General features: G+C 41.9%; 29 protein-coding genes, 2 tRNA genes and 1 pseudogene. 14 read left to right on the plus strand and 18 right to left on the minus strand.

Annotated features, from left to right (window positions below; translation table 11 throughout):
• On the minus strand, positions 1 to 118 hold a 118-nt coding region (locus tag AOG27_RS21985), incomplete at its 3' end, for a helix-turn-helix domain-containing protein (protein WP_161804357.1).
• A 174-nt stretch (positions 119 to 292) separates the two neighbouring features.
• A protein-coding gene (locus AOG27_RS21335) for an IS630 family transposase (RefSeq protein WP_419177741.1) occupies positions 293 to 1,256 on the minus strand; the annotation gives its coding sequence in 2 pieces (ribosomal slippage) (positions 293 to 856 and positions 858 to 1,256; 963 coding nt in all).
• Positions 1,257 to 1,824: 568 nt separating this feature from the next.
• On the opposite strand from AOG27_RS21335, the gene AOG27_RS19145 reads away from it, so the two are divergent.
• From AOG27_RS19145 to AOG27_RS19180, 8 genes and pseudogenes are all read left to right on the plus strand, one after another.
• Positions 1,825 to 2,757, plus strand: a complete 933-nt coding sequence (locus tag AOG27_RS19145) for a hypothetical protein (protein ID WP_054554600.1) — start codon at positions 1,825 to 1,827, stop codon at positions 2,755 to 2,757.
• A 30-nt stretch (positions 2,758 to 2,787) separates the two neighbouring features.
• On the plus strand, positions 2,788 to 3,687 hold the full coding sequence (locus AOG27_RS19150) for a DUF350 domain-containing protein (protein ID WP_054554601.1): 900 nt from the start codon (positions 2,788 to 2,790) through the stop codon (positions 3,685 to 3,687).
• 73 nt (positions 3,688 to 3,760) lie between these two features.
• Positions 3,761 to 5,414, plus strand: a pseudogene (locus AOG27_RS19155) (polyamine aminopropyltransferase).
• A 79-nt stretch (positions 5,415 to 5,493) separates the two neighbouring features.
• A complete protein-coding gene (locus AOG27_RS19160) occupies positions 5,494 to 5,907 on the plus strand; it encodes a YjfI family protein (RefSeq protein ID WP_054554602.1) in 414 nt (137 codons plus the stop codon).
• A gap of 24 nt (positions 5,908 to 5,931) precedes the next feature.
• Entirely contained in the window at positions 5,932 to 6,624 is a 693-nt protein-coding gene (locus tag AOG27_RS19165; protein WP_054554603.1) for a PspA/IM30 family protein, read from the plus strand.
• A 71-nt stretch (positions 6,625 to 6,695) separates the two neighbouring features.
• Complete coding sequence (locus tag AOG27_RS19170) at positions 6,696 to 7,334, plus strand: DUF4178 domain-containing protein (protein WP_054554604.1); 639 nt, start codon at positions 6,696 to 6,698, stop codon at positions 7,332 to 7,334.
• Positions 7,331 to 7,648: a hypothetical protein gene (locus tag AOG27_RS19175; RefSeq protein WP_054554605.1), complete on the plus strand. Its 318-nt coding sequence runs from the start codon at positions 7,331 to 7,333 to the stop codon at positions 7,646 to 7,648. The genes AOG27_RS19170 and AOG27_RS19175 overlap by 4 nt, the downstream gene beginning before the upstream one ends.
• Before the next feature lie 65 nt (positions 7,649 to 7,713).
• Positions 7,714 to 7,899 (plus strand): hypothetical protein, encoded by a 186-nt coding sequence (locus AOG27_RS19180; protein WP_054554683.1) that lies wholly within the window; start codon positions 7,714 to 7,716, stop codon positions 7,897 to 7,899.
• Here the strand turns inward: AOG27_RS19180 and AOG27_RS19185 are convergent.
• The 5 genes from AOG27_RS19185 to AOG27_RS19205 form a co-directional block, all read right to left on the minus strand.
• Positions 7,892 to 8,293 carry a hypothetical protein gene (locus AOG27_RS19185; protein ID WP_054554606.1) on the minus strand — a complete coding sequence of 134 codons (402 nt, stop codon included), beginning with the start codon at positions 8,291 to 8,293 and terminating at the stop codon, positions 7,892 to 7,894. The genes AOG27_RS19180 and AOG27_RS19185 overlap by 8 nt on opposite strands.
• 13 nt (positions 8,294 to 8,306) lie before the next feature.
• Positions 8,307 to 8,792 (minus strand): hypothetical protein, encoded by a 486-nt coding sequence (locus AOG27_RS19190; RefSeq protein ID WP_054554607.1) that lies wholly within the window; start codon positions 8,790 to 8,792, stop codon positions 8,307 to 8,309.
• 148 nt (positions 8,793 to 8,940) lie between these two features.
• Positions 8,941 to 10,317 (minus strand): class II fumarate hydratase, encoded by a 1,377-nt coding sequence (locus AOG27_RS19195; RefSeq protein WP_054554608.1) that lies wholly within the window; start codon positions 10,315 to 10,317, stop codon positions 8,941 to 8,943.
• Positions 10,318 to 10,325: 8 nt separating this feature from the next.
• Positions 10,326 to 10,652, minus strand: coding sequence for a hypothetical protein (locus AOG27_RS19200; RefSeq protein WP_058585360.1), 327 nt, complete (start codon positions 10,650 to 10,652; stop codon positions 10,326 to 10,328).
• 145 nt (positions 10,653 to 10,797) lie between these two features.
• Positions 10,798 to 10,992, minus strand: a complete 195-nt coding sequence (locus tag AOG27_RS19205; RefSeq protein ID WP_054554610.1) for a hypothetical protein — start codon at positions 10,990 to 10,992, stop codon at positions 10,798 to 10,800.
• 183 nt (positions 10,993 to 11,175) lie between these two features.
• Between AOG27_RS19205 and AOG27_RS19210 the strand changes: the two genes are divergently transcribed.
• A complete protein-coding gene (locus AOG27_RS19210; protein ID WP_054554611.1) occupies positions 11,176 to 11,766 on the plus strand; it encodes a DUF938 domain-containing protein in 591 nt (196 codons plus the stop codon).
• On the opposite strand, the gene AOG27_RS19215 is transcribed toward AOG27_RS19210, so the two are convergent.
• From AOG27_RS19215 to AOG27_RS19225, 3 genes are all read right to left on the minus strand, one after another.
• A complete protein-coding gene (locus tag AOG27_RS19215; RefSeq protein WP_054554612.1) occupies positions 11,743 to 12,882 on the minus strand; it encodes a GNAT family N-acetyltransferase in 1,140 nt (379 codons plus the stop codon). The genes AOG27_RS19210 and AOG27_RS19215 overlap by 24 nt on opposite strands.
• Positions 12,879 to 14,246 (minus strand): alpha/beta hydrolase, encoded by a 1,368-nt coding sequence (locus tag AOG27_RS19220; protein ID WP_054554613.1) that lies wholly within the window; start codon positions 14,244 to 14,246, stop codon positions 12,879 to 12,881. The genes AOG27_RS19215 and AOG27_RS19220 overlap by 4 nt, the downstream gene beginning before the upstream one ends.
• 68 nt (positions 14,247 to 14,314) lie before the next feature.
• The gene (locus AOG27_RS19225; RefSeq protein ID WP_054554614.1) at positions 14,315 to 14,776 is read right to left on the minus strand and encodes an Lrp/AsnC family transcriptional regulator; all 462 of its coding nucleotides are present in this window, start codon (positions 14,774 to 14,776) and stop codon (positions 14,315 to 14,317) included.
• A 113-nt stretch (positions 14,777 to 14,889) separates the two neighbouring features.
• Here AOG27_RS19225 and AOG27_RS19230 point away from each other — a divergent pair, with 113 nt between their 5' ends.
• Both AOG27_RS19230 and AOG27_RS19235 read left to right on the plus strand, forming a co-directional pair.
• Positions 14,890 to 16,059: a PrnB family protein gene (locus tag AOG27_RS19230; RefSeq protein ID WP_054554615.1), complete on the plus strand. Its 1,170-nt coding sequence runs from the start codon at positions 14,890 to 14,892 to the stop codon at positions 16,057 to 16,059.
• Positions 16,059 to 17,174 (plus strand): aminotransferase class V-fold PLP-dependent enzyme, encoded by a 1,116-nt coding sequence (locus AOG27_RS19235; protein ID WP_054554616.1) that lies wholly within the window; start codon positions 16,059 to 16,061, stop codon positions 17,172 to 17,174. The genes AOG27_RS19230 and AOG27_RS19235 overlap by 1 nt, the downstream gene beginning before the upstream one ends.
• 12 nt (positions 17,175 to 17,186) lie before the next feature.
• On the opposite strand, the gene AOG27_RS19240 is transcribed toward AOG27_RS19235, so the two are convergent.
• From AOG27_RS19240 to AOG27_RS21660, 5 genes are all read right to left on the minus strand, one after another.
• Positions 17,187 to 17,954 (minus strand): MBL fold metallo-hydrolase, encoded by a 768-nt coding sequence (locus tag AOG27_RS19240; RefSeq protein ID WP_054554617.1) that lies wholly within the window; start codon positions 17,952 to 17,954, stop codon positions 17,187 to 17,189.
• A 69-nt stretch (positions 17,955 to 18,023) separates the two neighbouring features.
• Positions 18,024 to 18,524 carry a DUF4124 domain-containing protein gene (locus tag AOG27_RS19245; protein WP_054554618.1) on the minus strand — a complete coding sequence of 167 codons (501 nt, stop codon included), beginning with the start codon at positions 18,522 to 18,524 and terminating at the stop codon, positions 18,024 to 18,026.
• Positions 18,525 to 18,634: 110 nt separating this feature from the next.
• Positions 18,635 to 18,727 (minus strand) — tRNA-Ser (locus tag AOG27_RS19250).
• A 53-nt stretch (positions 18,728 to 18,780) separates the two neighbouring features.
• Positions 18,781 to 18,871 (minus strand) — tRNA-Ser (locus tag AOG27_RS19255).
• Between the two features lie 227 nt (positions 18,872 to 19,098).
• Complete coding sequence (locus AOG27_RS21660; protein WP_166341396.1) at positions 19,099 to 19,239, minus strand: hypothetical protein; 141 nt, start codon at positions 19,237 to 19,239, stop codon at positions 19,099 to 19,101.
• Between the two features lie 324 nt (positions 19,240 to 19,563).
• Between AOG27_RS21660 and AOG27_RS19260 the strand changes: the two genes are divergently transcribed.
• Positions 19,564 to 20,412, plus strand: coding sequence for a diacylglycerol/lipid kinase family protein (locus AOG27_RS19260; protein WP_054554619.1), 849 nt, complete (start codon positions 19,564 to 19,566; stop codon positions 20,410 to 20,412).
• Positions 20,413 to 20,466: 54 nt separating this feature from the next.
• Here AOG27_RS19260 and AOG27_RS19265 read toward each other — a convergent pair whose 3' ends face one another.
• Positions 20,467 to 21,396 (minus strand): DMT family transporter, encoded by a 930-nt coding sequence (locus AOG27_RS19265; protein WP_054554620.1) that lies wholly within the window; start codon positions 21,394 to 21,396, stop codon positions 20,467 to 20,469.
• A gap of 101 nt (positions 21,397 to 21,497) precedes the next feature.
• On the opposite strand from AOG27_RS19265, the gene AOG27_RS19270 reads away from it, so the two are divergent.
• Positions 21,498 to 22,940, plus strand: coding sequence for a PLP-dependent aminotransferase family protein (locus tag AOG27_RS19270; protein ID WP_054554621.1), 1,443 nt, complete (start codon positions 21,498 to 21,500; stop codon positions 22,938 to 22,940).
• Between the two features lie 62 nt (positions 22,941 to 23,002).
• On the opposite strand, the gene AOG27_RS19275 is transcribed toward AOG27_RS19270, so the two are convergent.
• On the minus strand, positions 23,003 to 23,803 hold the full coding sequence (locus tag AOG27_RS19275) for a YggN family protein (protein WP_054554622.1): 801 nt from the start codon (positions 23,801 to 23,803) through the stop codon (positions 23,003 to 23,005).
• Between the two features lie 391 nt (positions 23,804 to 24,194).
• Between AOG27_RS19275 and AOG27_RS19280 the strand changes: the two genes are divergently transcribed.
• Complete coding sequence (locus AOG27_RS19280) at positions 24,195 to 24,383, plus strand: PA3496 family putative envelope integrity protein (protein WP_082389337.1); 189 nt, start codon at positions 24,195 to 24,197, stop codon at positions 24,381 to 24,383.
• 52 nt (positions 24,384 to 24,435) lie between these two features.
• Here AOG27_RS19280 and AOG27_RS19285 read toward each other — a convergent pair whose 3' ends face one another.
• A complete protein-coding gene (locus AOG27_RS19285; protein ID WP_054554624.1) occupies positions 24,436 to 24,918 on the minus strand; it encodes a glutathione peroxidase in 483 nt (160 codons plus the stop codon).
• Positions 24,919 to 24,934 lie beyond the last annotated feature (16 nt).

A 24,934-nucleotide genomic window follows, 5' to 3' on the forward strand; every position in this document is an offset into this window, starting at 1 on the left:
CATACTCTAGGTAACTAGAAACCCATTTATTCACACTACTTCTTGCAGTGTTTAGACGTTTTGCAATATCGGTTCGGCTATTACCCTCATAAAATAAAGACACTGCGAGCAATCGCATGCGTTTTCGTGCGTTTGGTTCTTTTCGAGAAAGCGCTAAAAGCTGTTCAGATATGTTTGAATTCAATGTTATTAGCCGGTGATTTTATATAGCCTATATTAGATCAGATATTTAAGCGGAATGGTATAACAGGTTAGCGATCTCTAAAATGGCTTATACCATTCCGCATAAAGATTAAATCAATTTAATCCATTCCCGATTGCACATTTTCTTCACTCGATCCGGGATTGAAATAAAGTGATTCCACGCCTTTGAAACTTCATCGACAATTTCGTCATAGCCTGAAAACACTCTATTTGATAAACAATGTTGTATCCAACTCCATACTTGCTCTATTGGATTTAGCTCTGGTGAATAAGGTGGGAGCTTTATCAGGGTTAGGTTTTTAAATTCTGCAGCTGTATCGTATGTGTGCCAGCCTGCGCCATCTATTATCACGACAGCGTGTCTTCCAACAGGTGTCGCGTGTGATATCTGGCGCATATGCTGCGTCATTGCTTCTTTATTTACGAATGGGCTAACTAACGCTTCTGTTTGGCCTGTRGCTGGACATACCGCGCCAAATAAGTATCCATAGTCAAATTGCTGTTGTTTTACAATCCKTGGCCGAGTGCCTGTTTCAGCCCAAATGCGCGTAGTCGGATTTTGCTGGCCAAATCGTGCTTCGTCCTGAAACCATACGTCGATCCGATCAAGAGGAAGGTGTCCTGGTGTGTGAAGGATCGTTTCCAGCTGGAAGTTTTTTAAAAGCCTCTTGGCTTTGTAATGATTGCTTTGGGTGTTTAGAGCGGCTTGTGATCCAACTAAAGCCAAGTTGCTTTAGAATTTTATAGACATGATTTAAGTGGTAATGAACACCAAATTCAGTGTGAATGTAATGCACAATGTCTTCACCGGTAAGGCGCCCACCTTGAAGCTCTGTGTTCGTGCGTTTTATAAATTCAGACAGTTGTTCAAGTTGCTGCGGTTGCAGCCTTGATGGACGTCCTTGAATAGGCTTATTGTCTAAACCACCCAGCCCATACTCTAGGTAACTAGAAACCCATTTATTCACACTACTTCTTGCAGTGTTTAGACGTTTTGCAATATCGGTTCGGCTATTACCCTCATAAAATAAAGACACTGCGAGCAACCGCATGCGTTTTCGTGCGTTTGGTTCTTTTCGAGAAAGCGCTAAAAGCTGTTCAGATATGTTTGGGTTCAATGTTAATAACCAGTGATTTTATATAGCCTATATTAGATCAGATATTTAAGCGGAATGGTATAACAGGTTAGCGATCTCTAAAACGGCTTATTTCACCTTGCGCTAATTCGTCTTTTATTAATGAACTTTACCTCTTCATTGTGCATGACGAATTACCACGCTGTTGGGTTTCGCTGCGCTCTACCCAACCTACGCCAGACCTTCAAGCTTTATCTTGCTAATAGACAACTCTGAAGTGCCTTGGCAGGGCTTTATTGCTTAGGGAGACTCTTACCCAAAAACCCACACCGCGCGGCTGATCGCTGACGGCTGAAAGCTGATAGCTCTGTGATGTGTTGGGTTTCGCTTCGCTCTACCCAACCTACGCCAGGCCTTTAAACTTTTCCCCTTGCTAACTAGCAATTCACGACCCAATTTACCCTTTGTTGCAATTTTAATCTTGGTTTAGTACCTGAGCTATGTAAAACTATTTGCGTTTTTAAACCACAATCAGGTGACATGAATGTCTCAAATAAAAGCTTGGAAACTTATTAGCCTGTTTTGTTTGGTAAGCTTGCTTATGGGCTGTGAGTCAAAAGAAGAGCAGCTGAAACAAACAATACAACAATCCATAGAAAAAGCTGAAGTTGAATTAAATCAACTTGGTACAGCGCTTGATAATGGCTCTTTACGTAATGCGACGATACTTAAACAATACGGCAAGGTGCTTGCTGAGCAGCAACCGCAACTTTCTGAGATCGCCCGTGTAATTAGTCTTGATGCCACTCGTGAAGGGGCTATTTATTCAGGTCTTACACAACGCTTAGCAGATGTGAAGTCTACTTATCTAATACCACCATATGAAGATACGCTTCATCAACTTGACCTCATTCGTGATGCTGCCAAACCGTCTTTATTTCAAGATGCGCTTACCGATCCTATCAATATGCTTGCTGATATGTCGCAGGGGTCACTAGCACGGGTTGGTGCAATTAGTGAAGCTGCTGAAGGCGAAAGTGTTGGTAACCAGTTAGTTGGCAACCCTAACTATGGGCAGTGGCAAACGAATAGCAGTGGTACCAGCTTTTGGGTTTGGTACGGTATGTATCGTATGTTGGGCGATGTATTCGACCGAGTTGAATATGGTCGCTGGAGTCGTCATAGAAAGTATAGCTATTACAATGATTATGGCCGTTATCGTTATTCGAGCCCTAAGCAGATTAAAGCACAACAAACGGTAGAGACACGAACTCGACAGTCTTATCAACGCCAAGGTAAACAATTCACTAGTCCGTATGCCAAGAAACGTAGTGGCGCATCAGGATTAAGCCGTAGCAGCTATACGCCGCCACGCACACGTAGTAGCTATGCTTCTAGCAGTAGTTACAGTAAAAGCTCTGGGTCATTACGTAACAGCTCGAGCAGAACATCACGTGGCATTAGCCGCGGTAAGTAGTGAAAAGAATAACCACCGGAGTTACAACACATGTATGAATTTAATGGAATAACAACTTGGTCGTTGCAAGCTTTAGCAATCGACTTTGCAATCATTATCGCTTTATTTGTCAGCCTAAAATTTATTAAGGGTTGGGTATCTAACTTACACGCTAATGATGAAATAACTGAGCGTGACAATTTTGCTTTTGGTATTAGCTTTGCGGCAGGACTTGCGGCACTTGCTATTGTTCTTAGTGGCGTGAGCAGCGGCGCATTTGCACCGACCTTACAACAAGAAGCATTACAAATGCTAGGTTATGGTGTGATGGCGATTGTGCTTATCAAGCTAGGTCACTTCTTCCAAGACAAAGTAGCGCTTCGTAAAGTGAGCCTGCATGACGAAATCGTAAAAGGTAATGCGACTGCTGCACTCATTGATTTTGGCCATGTTGTTAGTGTGGCTATCGTTATTCGCTCAGCTTTATTTTGGGTTGCGACAGAAGGCTGGCATGGTATTCCAATTGTGATCGCAGCTTTTGCCATTGGCAGCATTGCGATGCTACTGATCAGTCAATATCGCGTGCAGTTATTCAAGCATACTAATCGCAGTGGTGATTGCTTACAGCAAGCGGTTATTGACGGTAACTTAGCAGTAGGTATTCGTTATGCTGGCTTTTTAGTGGGTAGTGCATTGGCATTAACTGCTGCATCAGGTATTGCTCCTTATGCGGCTGACAACATTGTTGCTAGTTTAGGTTACTGGGCATTAAGTGCAGCAGTGAGTTTAGTTGCTTTCATTTTACTACACTTAGTGACTATCAAAATCATCCTATCTGGTTGTGATATTTCAGATGAAGTGAACCGCCAGAAGAACGTGGGTGTAGCAGCTATCTCTGCAGCAATCTCATTTGCGATTGGTTCGACTATGGCAACCTTGTTAGGTGCCTAATTAAGTGTCTACTACAACAAGCGCCCCAAGTAGAGCTCATCTACTTGGGCATGATTTCCTATTAATAACTGTTATGGCCGTACTCGCTGGGTGCGGCCTTATTTATGAGTACCTGCTATCTCATTATGCTGGTCGTGTCTTAGGCTCAGTCGAGAGTGCCATTTATGCCATGATCGGCACCATGATTGTCGCTATGGGTATCGGTGCTTTTTTAGCACGATGGTTTAAAGATGCGTTTACTGCTTTCGCATGGCTAGAGAGTATTATTGCTTTGGTCGGTATGGGCTGTATTTTAGCGATAGCGAGTGTTATCGCTGTCAGTTATTCATTGCCGCATATCTTCTCCGAAATTTTTAACTTGCCTGCAGATACCGTACTTAATGGTTACGTGTTTGAAAGGCTGCAAGAATGGTCTCGTTTTTTACCCTATGTGTTTGGTCTATTACTTGGGCTATTAATTGGTATGGAGATCCCGCTAATTGCGCGTATTCGCCAGCAAGTCTATGGGCGCTTTTTAGAGAACAATGCGGGTACCATTTACGGGGCTGATTATATCGGTGCCGGTATAGGTGCTGCGATTTGGGTGAGTATTATGCTCGCGATGCCAATTATGCAAGCAGCTGCTTGGACTGCGTTATTTAATATTATTGCCGGTCTCGTGTTTTTGTGGCGCTATCATCAACATGTTCGCTTCGCTAAGCTACTGTTAGTTTGTCATGTACTGTTGTTGGTGTTTTTTGCGTTTGTGCTTGTGCTTGGCACCAGCTGGATGAAAAATCTAAGCAATGTTTTATACAAAGATAAAGTCATCTACTCGCAAGCAACTAAGTATCAGCATTTGGTGTTAACTGAGCGTTTGAGTCGCAATCAGCCCAATGCAATTACCGATCTTTACCTCAATGGCCGTTTACAATTCTCAAGTGTGGATGAGCAAATTTATCATTCTATGCTTGTCTATCCTGCTATGTTGGCCTCCAATCGCCATGACCGCGTGTTGATCATCGGGGGCGGTGATGGACTTGCATTGCGTGATGTTTTGAAGTGGCCAGTAGAGCATGTCACCTTGGTTGACTTAGATGGTCAGTTGTTAAACTTATTTGGTAATGATGTCGGCGACTATGATGCGCCAGAGAAAATCAGAACACGTTTAACAGCGCTAAATAAACACTCTATGAGCGATCCTCGTGCTGATATTCGCATTGCAGATGCCTTTTTAGAGGTCGAAGCAATGCTTGCTAAAGGCGAGCGCTTTGACACTATTTTTAATTGACCTACCAGACCCTAATCACCCAGATCTTAATAAGATGTACAGTGACTATTTTTACAATCATGTGCGGCAGTTATTGGCGCCTGACGGGGCTGTGGCCGTGCAATCAACATCGCCTTATCATGCGAAGAAAGCATTTTTGAGTATTGCTAAAACAATGAAAGCTGCGGGTTTTGGTTATGTTGAGCAATACCAACAAAATATTCCTTCGTTTGGTCAATGGGGTTGGACTATCGCGACCACCGCTGGCAAATCAGCAAGTCAGCGAATTCGTGAAACTAACGAATTACCGGTGCCATCTCGTTGGGTAAGCAAAGAATATTTATTGGCTTCTTTTGTGTTTCCGAATCATTTTTTTGAACAAGTAAACACGATTGAAGTCAATAGATTAGGTTCAGGAACCTTATATGATTATTACCGCCAAGCGTGGCAAGTTGAAACCGAATTGTACAAAAATTGATATTTTATAGTTGACATAATATGTCGGCTATGCAAATCTTAACTCAGACATAATATGTCAAAACGTAAAAAGGTGAGACATGGAATTAAATGAACTATCAATCAAACTGGCTTCTTTTGAAACAGAGGGTGTGAGCTTTGAGTCTTTCTTGATTGCCAACCAAGGTGAGCAAGATGTGTTACAAGTTATCGTCGATGGGAATGATGAGTTACCTATCTTTGTTACTCAAACAGAAGAGCAATTACTGTGTATTAGCTACCTGTTTGCTGAAGACGAAGTACAAGCAGATATGCGTAATGAGTTAAACGAAACGTTACTACGTTTAAATGTACCAATCCCATTAAGCGCATTTGCAAAAATTGATGATAAATACGCTATTTTTGGCGCGTTATCGGTTAATTCATCGTTTGATGATATTACCCATGAGTTGGTAACACTGGCAGACAATGCGATTGATGCACTTGAAGCCGTGACCATTTATTTAAACGATTAATTAGCAATTTCTGGAGTTAAGATTATGAGTATTTTAAAGAAACTATTTACAGCTGTACGTGGTGGCGCTCGTGAAGCAGGACAAGCAATTGTTGATGCAAACGGTATCCGCATCTTTGAACAAGAAATTGCTGATGCACAAAATGCCTTACAACGCGCTAAGAAAAGCCTGACCGAAGTAATGGCAAAAGAGATGCAAACGAAGCGTAAAATTAGCGCACTAGATGCATCAATTGCTGAACATGAAGCGTATGCAGGCCAAGCACTTGAAAAAGGTAACGAAGCTCTTGCATTAGAAATCGCTGAAAAAATCGGTGATTTTGAAGCTGAAAAAGCAGAGCACGAAGAAGTGTTAGCTGGTTTTAGTAACCACATTGTGCAACTAAAGCAGCAAGTTAAAGAAGCTGAAAAGTCGATTAAAGAAAACCAACGTCAATTAACAATGGTTAAAACGACTGAAAGTGTGCAGCAAGCAACAATGGCTGTAAACAGCACGCTAAATACGAACAGCTCATCAATGACATCAGCACGTGAGTCTCTAGAGCGTATTAAACAACGCCAGCAAGACCGCCAAGATCAGTTAGGTGCGGCTAAGCAATTAGAAGCAGATACTAATGGCGATGATTTAAAAGCGAAAATGGCTGAAGCGGGTATTGGTGATACCAACCCGAAAAGCGCAGATATTTTGGCGCGTATTAAAGCAAAACAAAATAGCTAATCAGTTAACGGAAAGACAAAAGGTAACCCACGCACTGGGTTACCTTTTTTGCTTCAACAAGGAGTCAGCCAATGTTTAACTTTTTCAAATCTAAAAAAGCCCCAGAGCGTCAGCTTACTGATCCAAGCCAATTACTCGTTGGTGATATGCTGACGGTGATTGATTCGTTCGCTTACCCAAGCTGGTTAAAAGGACAGACACTGCGTGTTATTGATGTGCAAACGTATCAGTACCAACGTAGTGCAGAGTATGAGTTGGTACTCGAGAGTGAATCTGGCCAAGTGGTGTTTTTGCAAATTGAATCAGATGACGGTGAGCAATGGGCAAACTTTGCGATCAAAATTCAACGCGACGATGTTGATGAGATTTTTACCCTTGATGAGTTCGCTCGTATTTTTGATGAAGACGAATTAACGGCAATTAATGTACAAAATAGCCCGGAGCGTTTTAGTCACTTTTTAGCATCGAGCTACAAACAATCAGAAGTACCTTATGTGTGTTATTTCCATAATAAGGACTACCGTAATAAGCCTTTACCTCGGTATGAAGACGAAGGTGGTGAGCCGTGTGAAATGATCTGTTTAAGCTCAGATGATGAATCGCATAGTTTAAATATTGAGATTTGGGAAGGTGGTGAAACAGAGGTATCACTGACGTTAACCAGACCAATTAGCGATATTGTTGACTTATTTCCTGGGGATGCCAAGTGAGTGATGCAAAAGCCAAATGGCAGCGTCAGGAGCAAGCCGTTAGAGCCACGCAAATGGCGTTTGATTTAAGTTCTGAAGTGCAAAAATCAATTAAGAAGCAAGCCATTGACCAAGAGCTTACGCCATCAGATATGATCCGTAAGATTTTGGAGCTCGACGTTAAGTCGAAAAAAACCAGACAGCGTTTATCGTTTAACTTAAATGATGAAGAGATTGCTTTATTGGCTGAGCGTTTTGGCGTTGCAGCCGATGATAAGCGTGCTGTGAAGCAGCGCGTGGCTGAATTACTCATTGAACACAGTAAAAAAAGCTAAGGTTTTGCCTTTACTTCTTTAAGCCCTTACACTGAGACTAGATGTTTTAAAGAAGTGGCATGACTGTGGATATTATTTTACTTGCGTATTTAGTTATTTTTGCATTATTTGGCACTGCAGCAAGTTACTTTGTTCGCTACATTTATGCTTACTGGGTGCATAATACAATGCAGGTTAAATACATATATAAGGCCGGGATTTGTATCATCAGCGTGGTGATAGTATCCGGCCTTATTGCATTATTTACTTAATCTCGATTGCTTGGCACTGCTGTGAAATACACAGCGATTGTACAGGCAGAACTGGTGAGCAATCGTTAACAGTTAATGCTTGATCAGATGACTTCTCAGCTGCTGTAATTCGCTCCGCAAGTTGTTCAGCTTGCTCTTGTACGTTGTTTAACGTTGAATAGACCACATAGCGACTTGGGCCACCACATGCTCGCTCACCAACTTCTAACACTTTACATTGAAAACTCGCAGTACAGCTATTATTGCTAACGATATCGTTCAGCTGATCGTTTAAATCACCTAGATCAACGCGTGCAGAGCTACCCGACGTTGTTGTTTCGCAACCGCTTAAAGCAATGCTTGCTAACACAGTTGTGGTGATGAAAAGTTTCTTGAAAGTCGATGAACGAACCATTATTGCTTATTCCTTAGTATACACTTGCCGCTGAGCCTTCGATTCTAACACAAGTATTCTCAGAACACTGCGCACCTGGTGCGGTTAGATGCTGACAAATACTCATCATGTCGTTTGCTGCGTTAAATTGCTTTTCAAGGGCGGTGATATCTTTTGCAAGTTTTTCAACCTCAGCAGTGTCAGCTGTTTTGGTTGAATAAACAATGAAGCTACTTGGGCCGCCACAAGCACGACTACCTACAGGTAATACTTTACATTGGCTGCTGTTGTCACAGCTTGGATCATCGATTAATTGTTTAAGTTGCTCATGGGCAGAGCTAATAGTGGCTTTATCTGGGGCTGCTTTGGTCACTTCCTCAGCGTTTTTTATTTCAACGGCTTTTGGTGCCTCGACAAGTTTATTGCTGGTTGCCGTTGATTCGGCTTGCTCATTAGTTGCAGCGTCCGAGCACGCAGTTAATAACACAGGAAATAAAATTGCCAATAGTGGATAGCGCATAACATACCTAAAAATCGTTGAATAAGTACTCACTATCATACACATTGCTCAAAGCGGAGCAATAAAAACGTTTGCTTTCAGTAAGTAGCTCTGTATTCACAGAGCTACAAAAAGATAAAAGTTTATACCACTTTACAATAAGCGGGTATTACAAACCACCTTGGGTTAGTTTGGCGGGGTTCAGTAACTCGCTCAGTTCTTCGCGCGAAATATCCGTATGCTCTGCAGCAACATCAATAATAGGGCGACCTTCTTGATAAGCTAATTTGGCAATTTTTGCTGCTTTGCTATAGCCGATCACCGGATTAAGCGCGGTAACTAGAATTGGGTTTTTAGCGAGCGCTTTATCAACATTGCTTTGGTTTACTTTAAAGCTGGCAATCGCTTTATCTGCCAGTGCTTCACTGCTATTCGCCAGCAGTTCGATACTTTGCAAAATGTTTAAGGCAATCACAGGCAGCATTACATTGAGCTCAAAGTTACCCGCTTGACCAGCCACTGTAATGGTCGCGTCATTGCCAATTACTTGTGCGCTGACCATCGCTGCCGCTTCAGGGATTACAGGGTTTACTTTACCCGGCATAATTGATGAACCTGGCTGTAGAGCTTCAAGTTCAATTTCACCAAGACCTGCAAGTGGGCCTGAGTTCATCCAGCGCAAGTCATTGGCTATTTTCATTTGTGCTACAGCAAGTACCTTTAGCTGGCCTGAAAGCGCAACAATGGCGTCTTGTGAGCCGATGTTATAAAAGAAGTTTTTACTTGGGCTAAAGCGAATACCTACATTCTCACTCAAGTGTTGGCAAAACTCACCAGCAAACGCTGGATCGGCATTAATACCAGTACCAACCGCTGTGCCACCTTGTGCAAGTTCACAAACTCGCTCGAGTGCTTGGCGAATACCAGTCATTGCATGATCCACTTGTAACTGCCATGCAGCCAGTGTTTGTGCAAAACTCACAGGCATTGCATCCATTAAATGAGTGCGACCGGTTTTAACAATATGGCCTACTTCGGCTTGTTTGATTTGTAGGCTTTGACTGAGTTTATCGAGTTTAGGAAACAGCTCATAAATGATGTTAATAGCGCTACTTACAGCAATCGCAGTGGGGATCACATCATTTGAGCTTTGTCCCATGTTCACATCATCGTTGGGGTGAATGGTTTCCCCTGCAAACTGGCTCGCCAGCGTTGCTATAACTTCATTGGCATTCATATTTGAGCTAGTGCCAGAGCCTGTCTGAAATACATCAACAGGAAACTCTGAAAAATGTTTACCGTCAATGACCTCTTGGCTTGCTTGCTCAATGGCTTTGGCTTTACCTTGGCTCAAATGGCCTAAAGCAGCATTACTTTGAGCGGCAGCTTGCTTAATGTAGGCGAGGGCGGTGATAAATTGCTTAGGCATGGCTAAGCCACTAATTTGAAAATTGTTGATAGCGCGTTGCGTTTGAGCTTGATACAACGCATTGGCAGGGACTTGTAGCTCACCCATGCTATCTGATTCGGTTCTAAATTGGCTCATAAACACTCCTAAATCGGGTTAAATTCTTGGCTGAGAAGGCACGCTTCTCGCTCCAAACTGAAATACTTTTCAATACAGTTATGAGTTTTGTAGTAACGTTTTAGCGCAAGTTGCGGTTTATAAAGCTGAGCCAAACATTGTTTACGAATTGCATTATGCACTAATGAATCACACATCTTTTCAAGTAGTTCATGAAAGGTGCGTCTTAGATACAGCTCTTGCAAAATAAAGTTGTGATGCTTTTCGTAATAGCGTGCAATGTTTAAACCCGCTTCAACATAGTTAGCAACAAGCGCAGGGGCATGTAACCCAGGTCTTTGGCAAACACATTTCATTTGCCGCTGATAATGGAGCATAGCATTGTGAGAGTGCATAGAAAAACCGATTAACTGTAATGATAATTGTTATCATTACAGTTAATCGGTTTTAGTGCAAGTCTTATATAATGAAGCTAAGACTGAATGGATTAACTGTGTGTGATTAATTGTAGCCGAGAATAAAAATCTGGTCTGTTTCATGTTTTTTCGGCGCCTGTACATTTTCTTTGTTACATTGAGAAAGAAGATCGATCACGGTTGCTCTGTCGTCACAACTTGTTAAGGCGGCTTTTTCGCTTTCAGCTCGTTCGCTGGCTGCAAGTGCTGCATCTACAGCGGTGTAGGGTGAGATATACATAATATTGCTCCTATTGATTAATTCACTTAAGAAATAGCATAAGCTGTACCAATATTGATCAATAAATTTAACTAGTTGAAAATAATGGTTTTATATTTTTAACTAATAAATTCACCGCGACTTTATTATTTATTTTTGCTTTACTGTTGTGCACTAATTACCAAACATGGTGCACTAATTTGTATGGATAAACCCTTCTCTCAAGCCTGTGAAAACAACAAATTACCTATTTTAAACGTATTAGATGCGTTCTTTTCTGATGTGACGGACGTATTAGAAGTCGGCTCAGGTACTGGGCAACATAGTGTGCATTTTGCAACGCATTTAGCACATTTGCAGTGGCATTGTAGTGATCGCGAGGTTAATCACCCGGGGATTTTACAATGGCATCAAGAAGCTGATTTAACTAACTTGCATGCGCCACTCATACTCGACCTTAATGATCCTTGGCCGGTTGAAACAGTGAATGCTATTTTCACTGCCAATACAATGCACATTATTAGCTGGCCACTGGTGGAGCGCTTTTTCCAAGGTGTAGCAAAGCACTTAGCGCCTAAAGGTAAATTGTGTATTTATGGACCATTCAAGTACCAAGGTAAGTATACCAGTGCCAGTAATGCTGAATTCGATGCGTTTTTAAAACAGCAAGATGCACATAGTGCAATCCGTGATTTTGAAGCGATTTGCCAACTTGCAGAGCAAGCTGGCTTAACCTTTGTTGAAGATGTGCAAATGCCAGCGAATAACCAATTATTGCTGTTTAAAAGGCAGTAAGCTTTCGCATTGGTCTTTATAGAGCGCCATATGTTGGCGTTCTCTAGTAATAAAATCACTAATGGCAGCTGCAAACTCAGTGTGTTGAATATGATGCAGTGAATAGGTATTTACGGGCTTAAAACCGCGACTTATTTTATGCTCACCTTGCGCGCCAGAATGGAACTGCTTAAGTTTGTTGGTAATACAGTACTCAATACCTTGGTAATAGCAAAGCTCAAAGTGCAAACTATCAAGCTCATAGTTCGTTCCCCAGTATCGACCATATAAACAATTCTGATCTTTAAAACTGAGTGTGGCGGCAATCACCTCTCCTTGATACTTAGCGAACATTAACACCAGTTTGTCGGCCATGCTTTGCTGTAATAGCTCAAAAAAGGCGGTATTCAAATAACCATTGTGGCCTGAGCGCTTCAAATAGGTTTGGCGGTAAAAATGACTAAATTGCTGCATGTGCTGTTTGCTGATGTCAGCACCTTCGAGCCATTCTACGGTTATCTGTTGTTCAGTTATTTTTGCGCGTTCTTTTTTGAGCGATTTACGCTTTCTTGCGGTGAGTGAAGCTAAAAAGTCCTCAAAGTCATTATAGCCTTCATTAAACCACTGAAACTGCACGCCATGACGTTGCATTACGGTGTTGCTAGTTAATGCAGTCGCTTGTTGCTGGTGGCAAAAATTTATATGCCAACCTGACCAGTCTAATTGCGCTGCTGTTGCTGTGAGTATGTGCTGAATGTACGCATAGACTTCAGCGGGCTTATTGTGATTTATACTAATTCGTTGCCCTGCAATAGGTGTGAATGGTACGCCACACAGCCATTTGGGGTAATACTCTAAGCCATGTTGTTGATAGGCTTCAGCCCAAGCCCAGTCAAATACATATTCACCATAAGAGTGGTGTTTTAGATACCCGGGTAGTAAGGCTATAACCTGTTCTTGCTGGTAAATTGCTAGGTGCATGGGTTGCCAGCCCGACGCTTCACTCACACAGCCTGCTTGTTCTAAAGCAGCTAAAAAAGCGTGATCAGTAAAGGGTGTATCATCGAAAAATGACTGCCATAGAGTGGCATCAATCTCGCTTATTTGATTAAACCAGCGGTGGCTAAACTTACTCATTGTGCAGCCGATTCAATATCTTTGATAAAATCGTTGATATGCATAGCAAGCTTATCGAAATAAGGGTTAAACGTGAGTCGTGCAAAGGGCTTGTGCGCTTGTAAATTTTCGGCTGTGCGTTCACCCATCACAACGTCTTTTTGGTATTTGCAGGCTGTATAAAGCGTGTCGTCATCTAAGTAGCTGCCGCAATTGCGATACAATGCTGTGCGACCGTAGTAAGGGTTGCTGGGTTTATTAACAATACCAATATGTGACATTCCTTTGATTTTTTTACAGTCATCGGTGTTGCAGTCATCACGAATTATTTGGTAATCAACTGGAAAGCTAGCTGGGATGTTATTGTCATCACCATAGTATACAAGCCGATCAAGCTGGTTATTCTTGCGCGTTTTTGGGTCGTGCAGCTTAGTTAAAATTTTAAAGGTCGCTTGGTTATCTATTGTGGTGTCAACATCACTAAAGGTGCTAAATATCGCTACATTAGGGAGGTGGCGATGACGTAGCTCATCAAGGCTAATACGGCTCATTGCTTCGTGACTAGCTGAGGCTGCACTAAATGGAAACGACTCATACTTGGCAAAATCAAGGTCCGCGTCTTTATCAATCCAATTCACAAATGGAATCGCATCGACCCATTTCGCTAGCCAACCGTTTTTATTGTGTGGCTCGCTTGCGGGTGAAAACAACATAGCAGCCGTAATTTTATTATCGACTGGGCCTTGAGTTAAGTAATCAATAACCAGTGCAGCACCGGTTGAGTAGCCCCCTAATATCACCTGATCAAAGTCTTTTAATGTGCGCTCAATGGCATACACGCTAGCCTTTTGCCAATCATCGGCATCGATGTCTCTAAGTGCTGCAGGAGCGGTACCATGCCCAGGGAGTAAAATTGTGCGTACCGTATACCCTTGTTGATAATACACTTGTGCAAGGTCGTGATAGGTAAAGGGTGAGTCGGTTAAACCGTGGATCAAGAGCACCGCTTTACGGCTATCGGCCTGTTTGAGTTCAAATGGGCTTATTAAATCAGCAACAGTTGCGTTAGCTGGTCGAGCGCCTTGTGCAACAAGTTGCTGATAGGTGTCTGTGTAAACAGGGCATGGCAAATTAGCACGCGGGTTTTCGCTACTAATTTGCAGGTACGCAGCGGTTAAATAGTCATTAAATGCTTGCTCGATATTATAGCTAAAGGTGCTATGAGTGCGTGGCAATGGCTCTCTAAACAGCCCTTCGCGCTTACTTTTCATCATCAGTTCTTGGTCTTCAAGCTGAGTAAGGCAGGTTTGTTGCTGCGCCATTAATGAGCTGCTAAATAGCCCACTGATGGCCCAAGAGATAGCAACTAAGTTGATGAATTTCATATTTTAAGCATCCTTTTAAAGCCTGTTTTTAGCTTATCGAGTTATGTTTTATTTGCAAGCAAGGTGCGTCAAGCGAGCGGTAAATGACGCTTAGTGAACGCTTGTTTTAAAACCACAGTCGATTCGATGTTGGCAATACAATCAATACTACCTAATTTATGTTTCACAAAGCTTTCATAGCTTTCTAAATCAGCAGCAACGATCTTCAGCAAGTAATCATAACTGCCTGAAATAACAGAGCACTCAAGCACATGTTCTAGCTTCTCAACCTGCTGTTCAAATTGCTCAGCAGCGGCAACAGAGTTTTGGTTTAAGCGCACAAAGGCATAAACAGACACATTTAAATCAACGGCTTTAGGATTGATGGCAGCATGGTAACCACTGATCACATTTGCTGATTCGAGCTTTTTAATGCGGCGAAGGCAAGGGGTATCTGACAGGCTAACAGACTGGGCCAGCTCCGAGACAGAAGTTCTCGCATTATCTTGTAAAGCATTAAGTAATTGTTGGTCTTTTTTATCTAATTTCATTTTTAATTGAGTGATTTTCACTAATCTAGATGGATTCTAGTCTATATTTTGGCGATTAGCACTCATTGAACTCTGTTAACATTATCGCAATATAATTATTTTGGAGTGAGCCTGTGACTGAGAACACCAAGGCATTTGATAGCTGGCTTCGCACCCGTTTTGTTGAGATCAACAGCGAATTAGAAAAACTATATTGGCAACAAGACGATAAAGCGAATGTAGAGGGTGTCGGTGAGCACCTTAAATGTCAATTAGAGCAAGAGGGTAATGAGCATATTCGTGCCTTACTGGCAGAGGGCAATACCGATGAAGGCTTTGATAATGCCTTTGACTTATTAGGTAATGTTGGTTTGTATATGGCGGCATGCCGTCGACATGAAATCACTGAGCCTTCTCGTGAAACAAGTTCACCGCTTGTTGAAGCCTCTGCGTTGGCAATGCACATTGGTGCATCTATTGGTGTAACCCCGCGTTTTGCAACGGCGCATTTAACCACCCACAATAAAGCGGTTGATGGTTTGTATAAGCGCTTTACTGACCTTGAAGATGAGAAAATCTTTGTCGATTACAACACTAAGGGCATTTTAGCGTATAAGCGAGCGGCAGATGCTTTATTAAAAATTCAGCCATTAGGGATATCGCACCCTATCACGGCTGATTTACTCACAGTAGCAAAACAAGCGCTGCTTGATGTGATTGAGTCGAACAATACGCTATACAACAAGCTCGACACAGACCGCTTTTTCTATTGTGTACGTCCGTATTACAAGCCGTATCGAGTAGGTAAAGAGGTATATCGAGGTGCGAACGCCGGTGATTTTGCGGGCATAAATGTCATCGATTTATTGCTTGGTCTTTGTTTTGCTAATGAACCTAGTTACTCGCAAATGCTGGTGGATAAATTCTTGTATATGATGCCTGAAGATCAGCAGATCCTGCGTGAAAGCATGCGTATGACAAGTATTATGGATGACTTCTTAGCCGCAGAAGCTGAGCGCGATAGTGAATGGTTACAAACTAAATTAAAGCTGTTCATTCAAGTGTGTAAACTGCATGGTGATACTGCCATTGGCCACCATAATCAATTGGTCAGTAAATACATAGCGCAGCCTTCACAGCAAATGCAGCAACAACATATGGATAAAGTCACAGCCAGTGGGCCGCCTTTGCATGTGTTACTAAACTCACTAGAGCAGTTGCGTGATCGCCGTGCGGCAGCAAAGCGGGATGATATTCGCACCCGTTTCGATGACTTAACTAAGTTAAAACAGTGGATTAAGTAATGAACAAAAACGATTTTGTAATTCCACAAGGCAGCTATTTGCTTAACCACTCTGTTGGAAGACCATTAAAATCTGCTGAGCAGCATTTTCATCAGCAGTTTTTTGCCGCTTGGCAAAATGAAAATAAAGAGCCATGGCAACAGTGGCTGCAAGGTGTTGAGGCGTTTACGAGTAGTCTCGCTAAATTATTTAACTCGCACAGTGAGCTATTTTGCCCACAAGTTAACTTATCGAGTGGTTTAACTAAGCTGTTGATGTCGCACCCGCGACTGCAACAAGAAAATTGCAAAGTGTTGATGGCAGAAAGTGATTTTCCAAGCATGGGTTTTGCAATGCAAAAAGCTCTACCTGAAAGTGCTGAAATCGTGTTTATTGGTAAGCATGAAGACTTAACCGATGTTCAGGTTTGGCAGTCATATTTAGCGAAAAATGATATTGATTTAGTCTTTATTAGCCATGTTTATTCAAACACGGGTCAGCAAGCGCCTATTCACGAAATTATAAATATCGCGAAACAACACAACGCATTGAGCTTACTTGATGTTGCACAGTCTGCGGGCATTTTAGAGGTCGACTTAACTAAGCTTGATGCCGATTTTATGTTGGGCTCGAGTGTCAAATGGCTATGTGGTGGACCGGGTGCTGCTTATTTATGGGTTAACCGCAAGCAGCTATCACTTTGTCAGCCACAAGATGTTGGCTGGTTTTCTCATCAAAATCCGTTTGAGTTTGATATTAAGCACTTTGCTTATCATCAAACCGCGTTGCGCTTTTGGGGCGGTACCCCTTCAGTTGCACCTTATATTTTGGCTTCGCATAGTATTAATTACTTTGCTGATCTTGGTATTGAGAAAGTACGCGCTCATAACTTAGCAATGCTCGCGCAGTTTCATGATCAATTAGCTGATTATGTGCGTTCACCAATACAGGATGACAAATGTTCTGGAACAGCCATTATGCATTTTGGTGAGCAACAAGCGGCTGTAAAAGCTGCGCTTATTGCAGCGAATATTGCAGTTGATGAACGTCACTTAGGCTTAAGAGTCTCTGCTCATATTTATAATGATCAGCAGGATATCGATACTTTTATCACAACTGTGAAAAGGGCCTTATAACAAAACGCTTAATTAAGTGTTATTGCGAGTTGGTATTACGTTAAGAGCTTGTCGAGCCTTTGCTTTGACAGAACGCCAGTGCGTCATTGGTTTTTCGGGGACCAGCGCTAAAATTTGCTCAAAGTCGATGTCATCAATACTAACTTCGTTACTGTGGGCAAACATAATCCGTTTTGGTTGCAGCGCTTTTAGCATCAACAAAGAGTTTAAATACAGCTTTGGGTAAAAAACAGGAAAGGGTGGCACAAGCTGCCCTTTTACTTTTACCAATAAATCAGCAATGTAAATTCGCTCGCTAGGAATATGATACAGACTAATATCTCGGTCGGTATGACCTGGGCTATGCAGTGCTTGCCAATCGTCAAAGCCGGGTAGGGTTGCATCAGTGGCAAGGTAATAGTCAGCATCTAAATGGCGGCTGTACCAAAGATTATGGCGTTTTTTATTTAACCTACCGGCGACCCACCAAGCCAAAGCAATATCGGTTAAATGCATTAAGAAACCATCAATGCCTCTATACCATTGCCCAGGGGCGTTCGACGTCGCTATTTTTCCACCACTTAACTTTCTTAATGCATGCGCTCCACCGGCATGATCAGGGTGCATATGGGTGACTACTATTAGTTTTAAGTCTGTGATGGGGCGCTTGAGTTGTTCGGTAATATAGTCAAATACAGTATCAACATCAGCACGGCAACAACCATCAAGTAGCATCAATTTATCTGGGTATTCAACCAAATAGATATTTTGGATATAACCTTCGAGCGTATGAATTTGCAAAACGATTGATCCCTAAACTTAATCAGCAAATCTTGTTATATCATGTCTGACCAGTTTTGGTAAGCTAGACTAATTGGATTGTGAGGCTCGTTCTTTGAGCTGTTTTTTGGTTTCTTCTAGCTGTGATACTTGCTTTTCGAGGGGGGCGATTTGGCTTTTATAATAAGCATTAATACGTTCGCTTTGTTTGCTAATAGCATCATCAATAGACGCTGCGCCTAACCTGTTTGCGGCATCTTGTGTCATATTGCTGAGTTTACCAATGCGCTCACTCTGCTGTTTTTGTAGTTCTTTGATCTCTAACTGAAGGCGGGCTATTTCGCGATCGGCTTTCTGGATGTTTAAATAATCTTCAACACTTAAGTCTGCAGGCTTTTGCGGATTTGGCGGCTGCTCTGTGGCTGGGGGTTGGTTACTTGCGGGTGGTGGTGCAATTTTTACTATTGCTGCATCTTTACCACAAGGCTGCTCTGTAAAGGTGGCAACCCCGTCAATCATGCACTTATAAATAGTGGCTTGACTGTTGGTGCTGGCAAATAGAGCAAGAGTAAAAAATGCAAAACGAAACATAGCATCACTTTGTGTAGCAAATAGATACTTAGCATGCATGAAATATAATGAGGAGTGCAAGTTTTCGGACATAAAAAAAAACCGCTAAAAAGCGGTTTTTAATAATAAAATGGTGGAGAAGGAGGGATTCGAACCCTCGATAGAGCTACAAACCCTATACTCCCTTAGCAGGGGAGCGCCTTCGGCCACTCGGCCACCTCTCCAGCGCATAATTCTGATTGTAATTTGCTGAAATAAATCAACAAATAAAAATAAGTGGTGGAGAGATAGGGATTTGAACCCTAGAGGGGCTACAAACCCCTGCCGGTTTTCAAGACCGGTGCATTCGACCACTCTGCCATCTCTCCACATCGTGATGCGAGAATAATACTTAGCTGAATCGGCTGTGTAAATAGGAAAAAGTTTGTTTGCTTGTTTTTTGAGCGTAAAGAGGGTGTTTTTTGTAAAAAGGTTTAATTATTTGCTGTTTTTAACTTAAAAGAAGGGGGTTGGGGCAGTAAACGGAGGAGCTAAAGAAGGATCTTCGTTAGTGGTTGGGTGTTTACTGCACCGATAAAGTAACCATGGTTGGGGATTACTTGTGTTGTACTGCGCCGCCAAGAGCTAACTTTTTGCCGTAGCGATTTAGTTTTGCCAACATTTTTGCTTTGCGGTTTGTTGGTTTTACGGCAACATGAGTTGCAGCGTTTTGGTTTAATGTATTAATTGGGTTCATTACTTTGCTCCGGGTTGTGTTTGGTTGAAAACGTGAGTATTTTGCAATCAAACTGAACAAAAATAAAACGATAAAAATTTAGTCTGTCGGATAACTTTTTCTAATCCGAAAGTCTTTTATTAACATGGGGTTAAGTTTTTAAATACACATTGCGCTGCATGCTTATGCAATTGTGTTTGCGTTGAAGTATAAGTAAATAAAGGTTTTTAGCTTTTGGTGTTTTTATTTATGCGTTTTTAGAGTGAGAAAGTGACTAATTATTCAGATTAATATAATTTGAACGAGCGTGGTGTTTTTGCCATGTAAGAAAAGAAGTAACCGTTGATGTTGATAATAATAAAGCCAAGTGACAAAAAAAATCATAAAAACAGTGTTGATTGGCTACTAAAAGAATGTAAAAAAAGACAGATTGAGCCTGAATTGTATTTAACCACAGGCAAGTTTGAGAATGATTGCGCTGATATTACGCATTTGGCTAAAAACCAGAGTCAAGTTGTGGTGATTGGTGGTGATGGGACGCTGCATTTAGCTGTTAATGCATTAATGTCGAGTCGCTGTTCTATCGCGTTAATTCCAGCAGGCACAGGAAATGATTTTGCGCGTGGCTTTACGTGTAAAAAACAGGCTTGGTATGAGGCTGTTTTTAATAGCCGTACAGAATTAATCGATGTTGGACAAATCAATCAGCGCTATTTTATTAATGTGGCGGGAATAGGGTTTGACGCTGAAGTCGTGACGCAACTAAATAAAGCCGGAAGTTTCAGCTCGTTTGGCTACACTTGGCAGGGCATCAAACAGCTATTTTCATTTCGGGCACGCTCACTTAAGGGGGAGTTTAATGGTAAAGCACTCAACTACAGTAATTTAGCGACGATTTTTGCTAATCATCATTACTTTGGTGGTGGCTTAAAGATTGCCCCTCGGGCAAAGTTAAATGATGGTCAGCTTGATTGCTACTGCATGCCAGCTGGCGGTTTATTGAAAAACCTGATCAGCTTTTTGTATTTACTGCTCGTAAAGCATCATAGTTTGCACGCGCTGGAATATACCTGTTTAACGACTGCCGAGATCACCACGAAAGGACTGGCTATAGAAGCCGATGGTGAGCTCGTTGGTTTTACTCCGGCTAAAGTTAAGATTCACAAACAAGCACTTCGTTTTCATGTGCCATAAAAAAGCGCCGGCAAAATTTGCCAGCGCTTGGTGTTAGAGGCGACATAGTCACTTCTAACTGGGGACGGAGCTTTTTTGCTGCAGATTACGTGCAGCAAAAAATGCTTTAATTTGTTGAGTTGGAGTCAGCACGATAGCATTACCGAATAACACTAGGCTAAAACCCATAAAGGTATTTGCTTGCCATTCAAATCCTTCAAATAAGGTACTTAAGACCACTGCAACCAGTGGGAATAATACGATTACATAGCTTGCTCGCTCAGGGCCGATATTTTTAAGTAGCGCGAAGTAACAAGCAAATGCGATTACGGTACCAAATACTGCTAAATAGAAGAGCGATACCCAATAGCTGGTTGGGGCATTCAATGTCAGCTCAACGTCGCTTACTAAAACATAAGCTGCTAGCCCTAAAGCGCTGTATAACATACCCCAGGCATTGCCTTGAAGTACGCCAATATTACGCTGAGAGTTTCGAACACTGATCATATTCCCCAATGAAGCCACAAAGGTCCCAGACAGCGCAAGTAGTAACCCGACCAACGCACCATTACTCAAGTCGAATTGCTGAATTTGTGGCCAAAACAAGCTGGAAATACCCATTACACCGAGTAAAGCACCAAAGTAAATTCGTTTCGCAATTGGTTTTGCGAAGAACAAGCGGGTGTTAATAATGTTCATTAATAGCAACATCGAAAAGGCAATTGAGGCCATTGCTGAGGTGAGATAGTTCTGCGCCCAATACAGCACTAAATAATTTAAACCAAAGTTAAATAAAGCCAATAATGCAAAAAATCCGTGATCGCGCAGTGAATATTGCATAGGGAGTTTTTTTACCAGCACAAAGGCCCACATTAAAATGGCTGCAATGGCAAAGCGATAAAATAAAGAGACCTCAACAGCAACATCACCCAGTTGAAACTCAATAGCTAGCCAAGTCGATCCCCAGATCAGTACTGTAGCAAGGTAAAGAGCGGCGCTTTTCATAGTTAGTACCCAAAAATTGAAAGTATGTTCATTTTAATCCTCTTCTGTATACTTAACATATACAGAAAACTAGAAATGCAACCTATACAGTTTGGTGGGCTATGTCACAAGTTATCAGTCGTAGTAACAGTGAGTTCTTATATCAACAAGTTATTCAGCTAGTTAGAGATCTTTGCTTGCAAGGTTCGTTATTACCGGGTGAAAAGTTACCTTCGCTCAGAAAAATGGCAGACAAGCTCAACATCAGTATTCCTACTGTAAAGCAAGCGTATCAATTACTTGAAGGGCAAGGGCTGATCGAAGCCAGAGAAAAGTCAGGGTACTTTTTAAAGTCATCACAGTTAAATCAGTCTCGACCAAAGCGAGTTAGGCTCAGTCGAGAGCCTACCACAGTCAATAAGCAAGGCTTGATTGAGCAAGTCTACAGCGCTATCCACAAAGCTAATGTGGTGCCATTTGGTATCGCCAACCCTGTGGCTGCTGCACCGACAGATAAAGCACTGGCACGAACAATGCGCCGAGTCATGACACTGGCTGGCGCATCGGCCATTAATTACGGCCCGATGGATGGCTTTGCACCACTTAAAAAACAACTCATTCATCGCTATCTAGACTTTGGTATTGGGGTTGATAGCGATGAATTAGTGATCACCAATGGTGCTCAAGAGGCATTGGCGATTGCCCTTAAGTGTGTCGCTAAACCCGGTGATGTTATTGCTATCGAGTCGCCTTGTTATTTTGGCATTATCGAATTAATTGAAAGCTTAGGTTTAAAGGCACTGGAAATACCGCTGTGTCCTGATGAAGGAATATGGTTAGATGACTTGGCTCAAGCACTCGATGAGCATGATATAAAAGCCTGTGTGTTTTCTACCTCATTAAATAACCCTGTTGGCAGCTTTATGCCTGATGCCAAGCGTGAGCAATTAGTGGCACTGTTAGAGCAGCGTGATGTGGTACTTATTGAGGATGATGTTTATGGCGACTTACATTTTACGGCAAAGCGTGCGACGCCTGCACAGGCCTATTCAAAAAAGGGCTTAGTGATCACCTGCGCGTCGTTTTCAAAAACAGCCGCACCTAGTTACCGCATTGGTTGGATCATTGCCGGTAAGTTTGCAGAGCAAGCAAGGCGACATAAACGAGCGCTTAGTTGCTCTGCGCCACTTATAAACCAGTGGACCTTGTATGAGTTTATAGCCAGCGGTGAGTACGACCGTAACATTCGTTTGCTTAGACAGCGCTTAAGTACCAACAAAGAGCGTATGATTTGGTGCCTGCAGCAATATATGCCAAGTTGTGCGCGTATAAGTAACCCGCAAGGGGGCTGTGTTATCTGGGTTGACCTTGGTAGCCAATATGATGCGGTAAAGTTATTTCATCTGGCACTAGAGGCGGGGATCAGTATTACTCCGGGGTTGATATTCTCAGCGGGTAAAAAGTACCGTAGCTGTTTTCGTTTAAGTTATGGCTTGCCTTGGTCTGAGAGTTTAGAGCAGGCGATTAAAACGTTATCGCAGCTGACTGTGCTGGCCAAAAAATAAAAAAGCGCAGAGCAAGCTCTGCGCGAAAGGACCAAGTGTTTTGGTTCAGGGATGTTAATTCATTACTCTGCGTTCTGCTTGAAAGTAAATAGTTGATACTCTTTTAGTTCTGGTACTAGCACCACTAACTCTTGCTCTTTATGAGCGATATCAGCAAAGCTGCTGCATAATGCATCTGCTCGTTCTTCAAGTTGAGCTGCCTGTGTTTCTACGCGTGCTTCTATTTGTGCGCCCATGTTTTCCATGCGTTGCTCAAACTCATCCATGTCGCCACCTGAACCTAAAAGCTCAGAACCTAGCGCCACTAAAATGCTGCCCATCGATTGCATCATGGCTGACTCGACAGCCGATTCAATTTGCTCATCAAACTGGTCTTCAAAGTTTTGGCCAAATTTTTCGAAATTTTGCTGACCCATGGTAAACGCACCTTGCTGATAGAAGGCGTTTTGCACTTCTACACTGATATCGTCCATTAATTCTGAAATGTCGTTTAGGCCATCAATATTGAAAGCATTTGATACTTCTTCAATTGCTACGCCTGCTATTTTTACGCCATCAAGTGCGATATTGGCGACTTCAGGAAGTTGGCTGCGTAAGCTGTCTGAGTAATCTGCAATTGCTTGCTGTTGTGAAGCATCAAGCGATACGCCTTGACCATCGATATATAAAGTGTGCTGATCGATGATTTTCATAGTGCGATTATCGGCTGTGTATACTTCTAACTCGCTTGGTGTGATGCGTACATCATTTATAAATTCAACATCACACTGCTCACCGCTGAATGAAATATTTGTATCATTATCGTTATGAGCCATTGCGCTGGTAGCGATAAATAAAGAACTTACTAACAATAACTTTTTCATTTTTTTCTTTCCTGTTTGAAATGACACAAATACATAATCAAATTGAATGCCATAATTTATAAGTTAAATTAATTCAATGGTTTGATGTGTTTTTATGATTTTTTGAAAATTGCGGTCAATAATTTTTTAACCACTTTTTAGTCAAATTAACTAAAAAATACACATGCATAAATGACTCTTATCGAAACGATAAAAAACTCTCACTTTTCAGAAATCAAATTTAGCGCTATTTATTCACAATATTGACATATGACCTATTTAGCATGGGTGTATGGCTTTATTTTGGTGGTTTTTTAGATACTAAATTACTACTGAGCTTTTTAATCTTTGCCAATTCATCGAGCAAATTTTAATCTCAAGAATTGGTCTCAAACACTTTATGGAGTGGGTTGTGGGTAAGACATTTAGTTATGACGCGCTAGATGACGATTTTGTTGAAGACGAGTACGAAATGGTCGGGCGTAATCAACACGACAAGAAAAAGCAACGCGTTAAGAAGAAGTTGGAAGACTATCTTGAACAAAAACGCTTGCGTAGAAACTTAGGCGATGACGACTTTGACGAGTACTTGAACGACTAAGCATAAATTTAGATAAAGAGGCAATTTGCCTCTTTATTGCTTTTAGACTTTGTTATTTGCCCAGTGCAGCTGCGATGTCTGATTCGAGCTGTTCAGGCTTTGTGAGTGGCGCATATCGCTTAATTGCTTTGCCATCTTTACCAATTAAAAATTTGGTGAAGTTCCATTTTATTTTGCGGGTGATAAACCCCGGTAACTCTGATTTTAGGTATCTAAAAACAGGGTGAGCATGTTCGCCATTCACATCGACTTTGCTCATCATTAAAAAGCTAACGCCGTAGTTAATGAGGCAGCCTTCTTTAATTTCCTTCGCGTCCCCAGGCTCTTGTTTACCAAATTGGTTACAAGGAAAACCAATTATTACTAAGCCTTGCTCATGATACTTTTCATGCAGTGCTTGTAAGCCTTCATATTGTGGAGTGAAGCCACATTTACTTGCAGTGTTTACAACAAGTACGACCTTGTTTTCAAAATCAGAAAAGTCAACGGATTGGCCTTGTAGGCTGGTAGCTGAGAGTTGGTGAAATTCGCTCATAGTGATAACTTTTTAT

The organism is Pseudoalteromonas lipolytica, assembly GCF_001306915.1.
Taxonomy (GTDB): Bacteria; Pseudomonadota; Gammaproteobacteria; order Enterobacterales; family Alteromonadaceae; genus Pseudoalteromonas; species Pseudoalteromonas simplex.

Coding starts and splice junctions, on each gene's coding strand:
- AOG27_RS19165 (WP_054554603.1), top strand. CDS start 5,932: ATGAGTATTTTAAAGAAACTATTTACAGCTGTACGTGGTGGCGCTCGT.
- AOG27_RS19225 (WP_054554614.1), bottom strand. CDS start 14,776: ATGAAATTAGATAAAAAAGACCAACAATTACTTAATGCTTTACAAGAT.
- AOG27_RS19200 (WP_058585360.1), bottom strand. CDS start 10,652: ATGAAATGTGTTTGCCAAAGACCTGGGTTACATGCCCCTGCGCTTGTT.
- AOG27_RS19245 (WP_054554618.1), bottom strand. CDS start 18,524: ATGTTTCGTTTTGCATTTTTTACTCTTGCTCTATTTGCCAGCACCAAC.
- AOG27_RS19235 (WP_054554616.1), top strand. CDS start 16,059: ATGAACAAAAACGATTTTGTAATTCCACAAGGCAGCTATTTGCTTAAC.
- AOG27_RS19185 (WP_054554606.1), bottom strand. CDS start 8,293: ATGGTTCGTTCATCGACTTTCAAGAAACTTTTCATCACCACAACTGTG.
- AOG27_RS19145 (WP_054554600.1), top strand. CDS start 1,825: ATGTCTCAAATAAAAGCTTGGAAACTTATTAGCCTGTTTTGTTTGGTA.
- AOG27_RS19205 (WP_054554610.1), bottom strand. CDS start 10,992: ATGTATATCTCACCCTACACCGCTGTAGATGCAGCACTTGCAGCCAGC.
- AOG27_RS19285 (WP_054554624.1), bottom strand. CDS start 24,918: ATGAGCGAATTTCACCAACTCTCAGCTACCAGCCTACAAGGCCAATCC.
- AOG27_RS19275 (WP_054554622.1), bottom strand. CDS start 23,803: ATGAAAAAGTTATTGTTAGTAAGTTCTTTATTTATCGCTACCAGCGCA.
- AOG27_RS19170 (WP_054554604.1), top strand. CDS start 6,696: ATGTTTAACTTTTTCAAATCTAAAAAAGCCCCAGAGCGTCAGCTTACT.
- AOG27_RS19260 (WP_054554619.1), top strand. CDS start 19,564: ATGTTGATAATAATAAAGCCAAGTGACAAAAAAAATCATAAAAACAGT.
- AOG27_RS19220 (WP_054554613.1), bottom strand. CDS start 14,246: ATGAAATTCATCAACTTAGTTGCTATCTCTTGGGCCATCAGTGGGCTA.
- AOG27_RS19265 (WP_054554620.1), bottom strand. CDS start 21,396: ATGAAAAGCGCCGCTCTTTACCTTGCTACAGTACTGATCTGGGGATCG.
- AOG27_RS21660 (WP_166341396.1), bottom strand. CDS start 19,239: ATGAACCCAATTAATACATTAAACCAAAACGCTGCAACTCATGTTGCC.
- AOG27_RS19210 (WP_054554611.1), top strand. CDS start 11,176: ATGGATAAACCCTTCTCTCAAGCCTGTGAAAACAACAAATTACCTATT.
- AOG27_RS19160 (WP_054554602.1), top strand. CDS start 5,494: ATGGAATTAAATGAACTATCAATCAAACTGGCTTCTTTTGAAACAGAG.
- AOG27_RS19195 (WP_054554608.1), bottom strand. CDS start 10,317: ATGAGCCAATTTAGAACCGAATCAGATAGCATGGGTGAGCTACAAGTC.
- AOG27_RS19190 (WP_054554607.1), bottom strand. CDS start 8,792: ATGCGCTATCCACTATTGGCAATTTTATTTCCTGTGTTATTAACTGCG.
- AOG27_RS19215 (WP_054554612.1), bottom strand. CDS start 12,882: ATGAGTAAGTTTAGCCACCGCTGGTTTAATCAAATAAGCGAGATTGAT.
- AOG27_RS19150 (WP_054554601.1), top strand. CDS start 2,788: ATGTATGAATTTAATGGAATAACAACTTGGTCGTTGCAAGCTTTAGCA.
- AOG27_RS19270 (WP_054554621.1), top strand. CDS start 21,498: ATGTCACAAGTTATCAGTCGTAGTAACAGTGAGTTCTTATATCAACAA.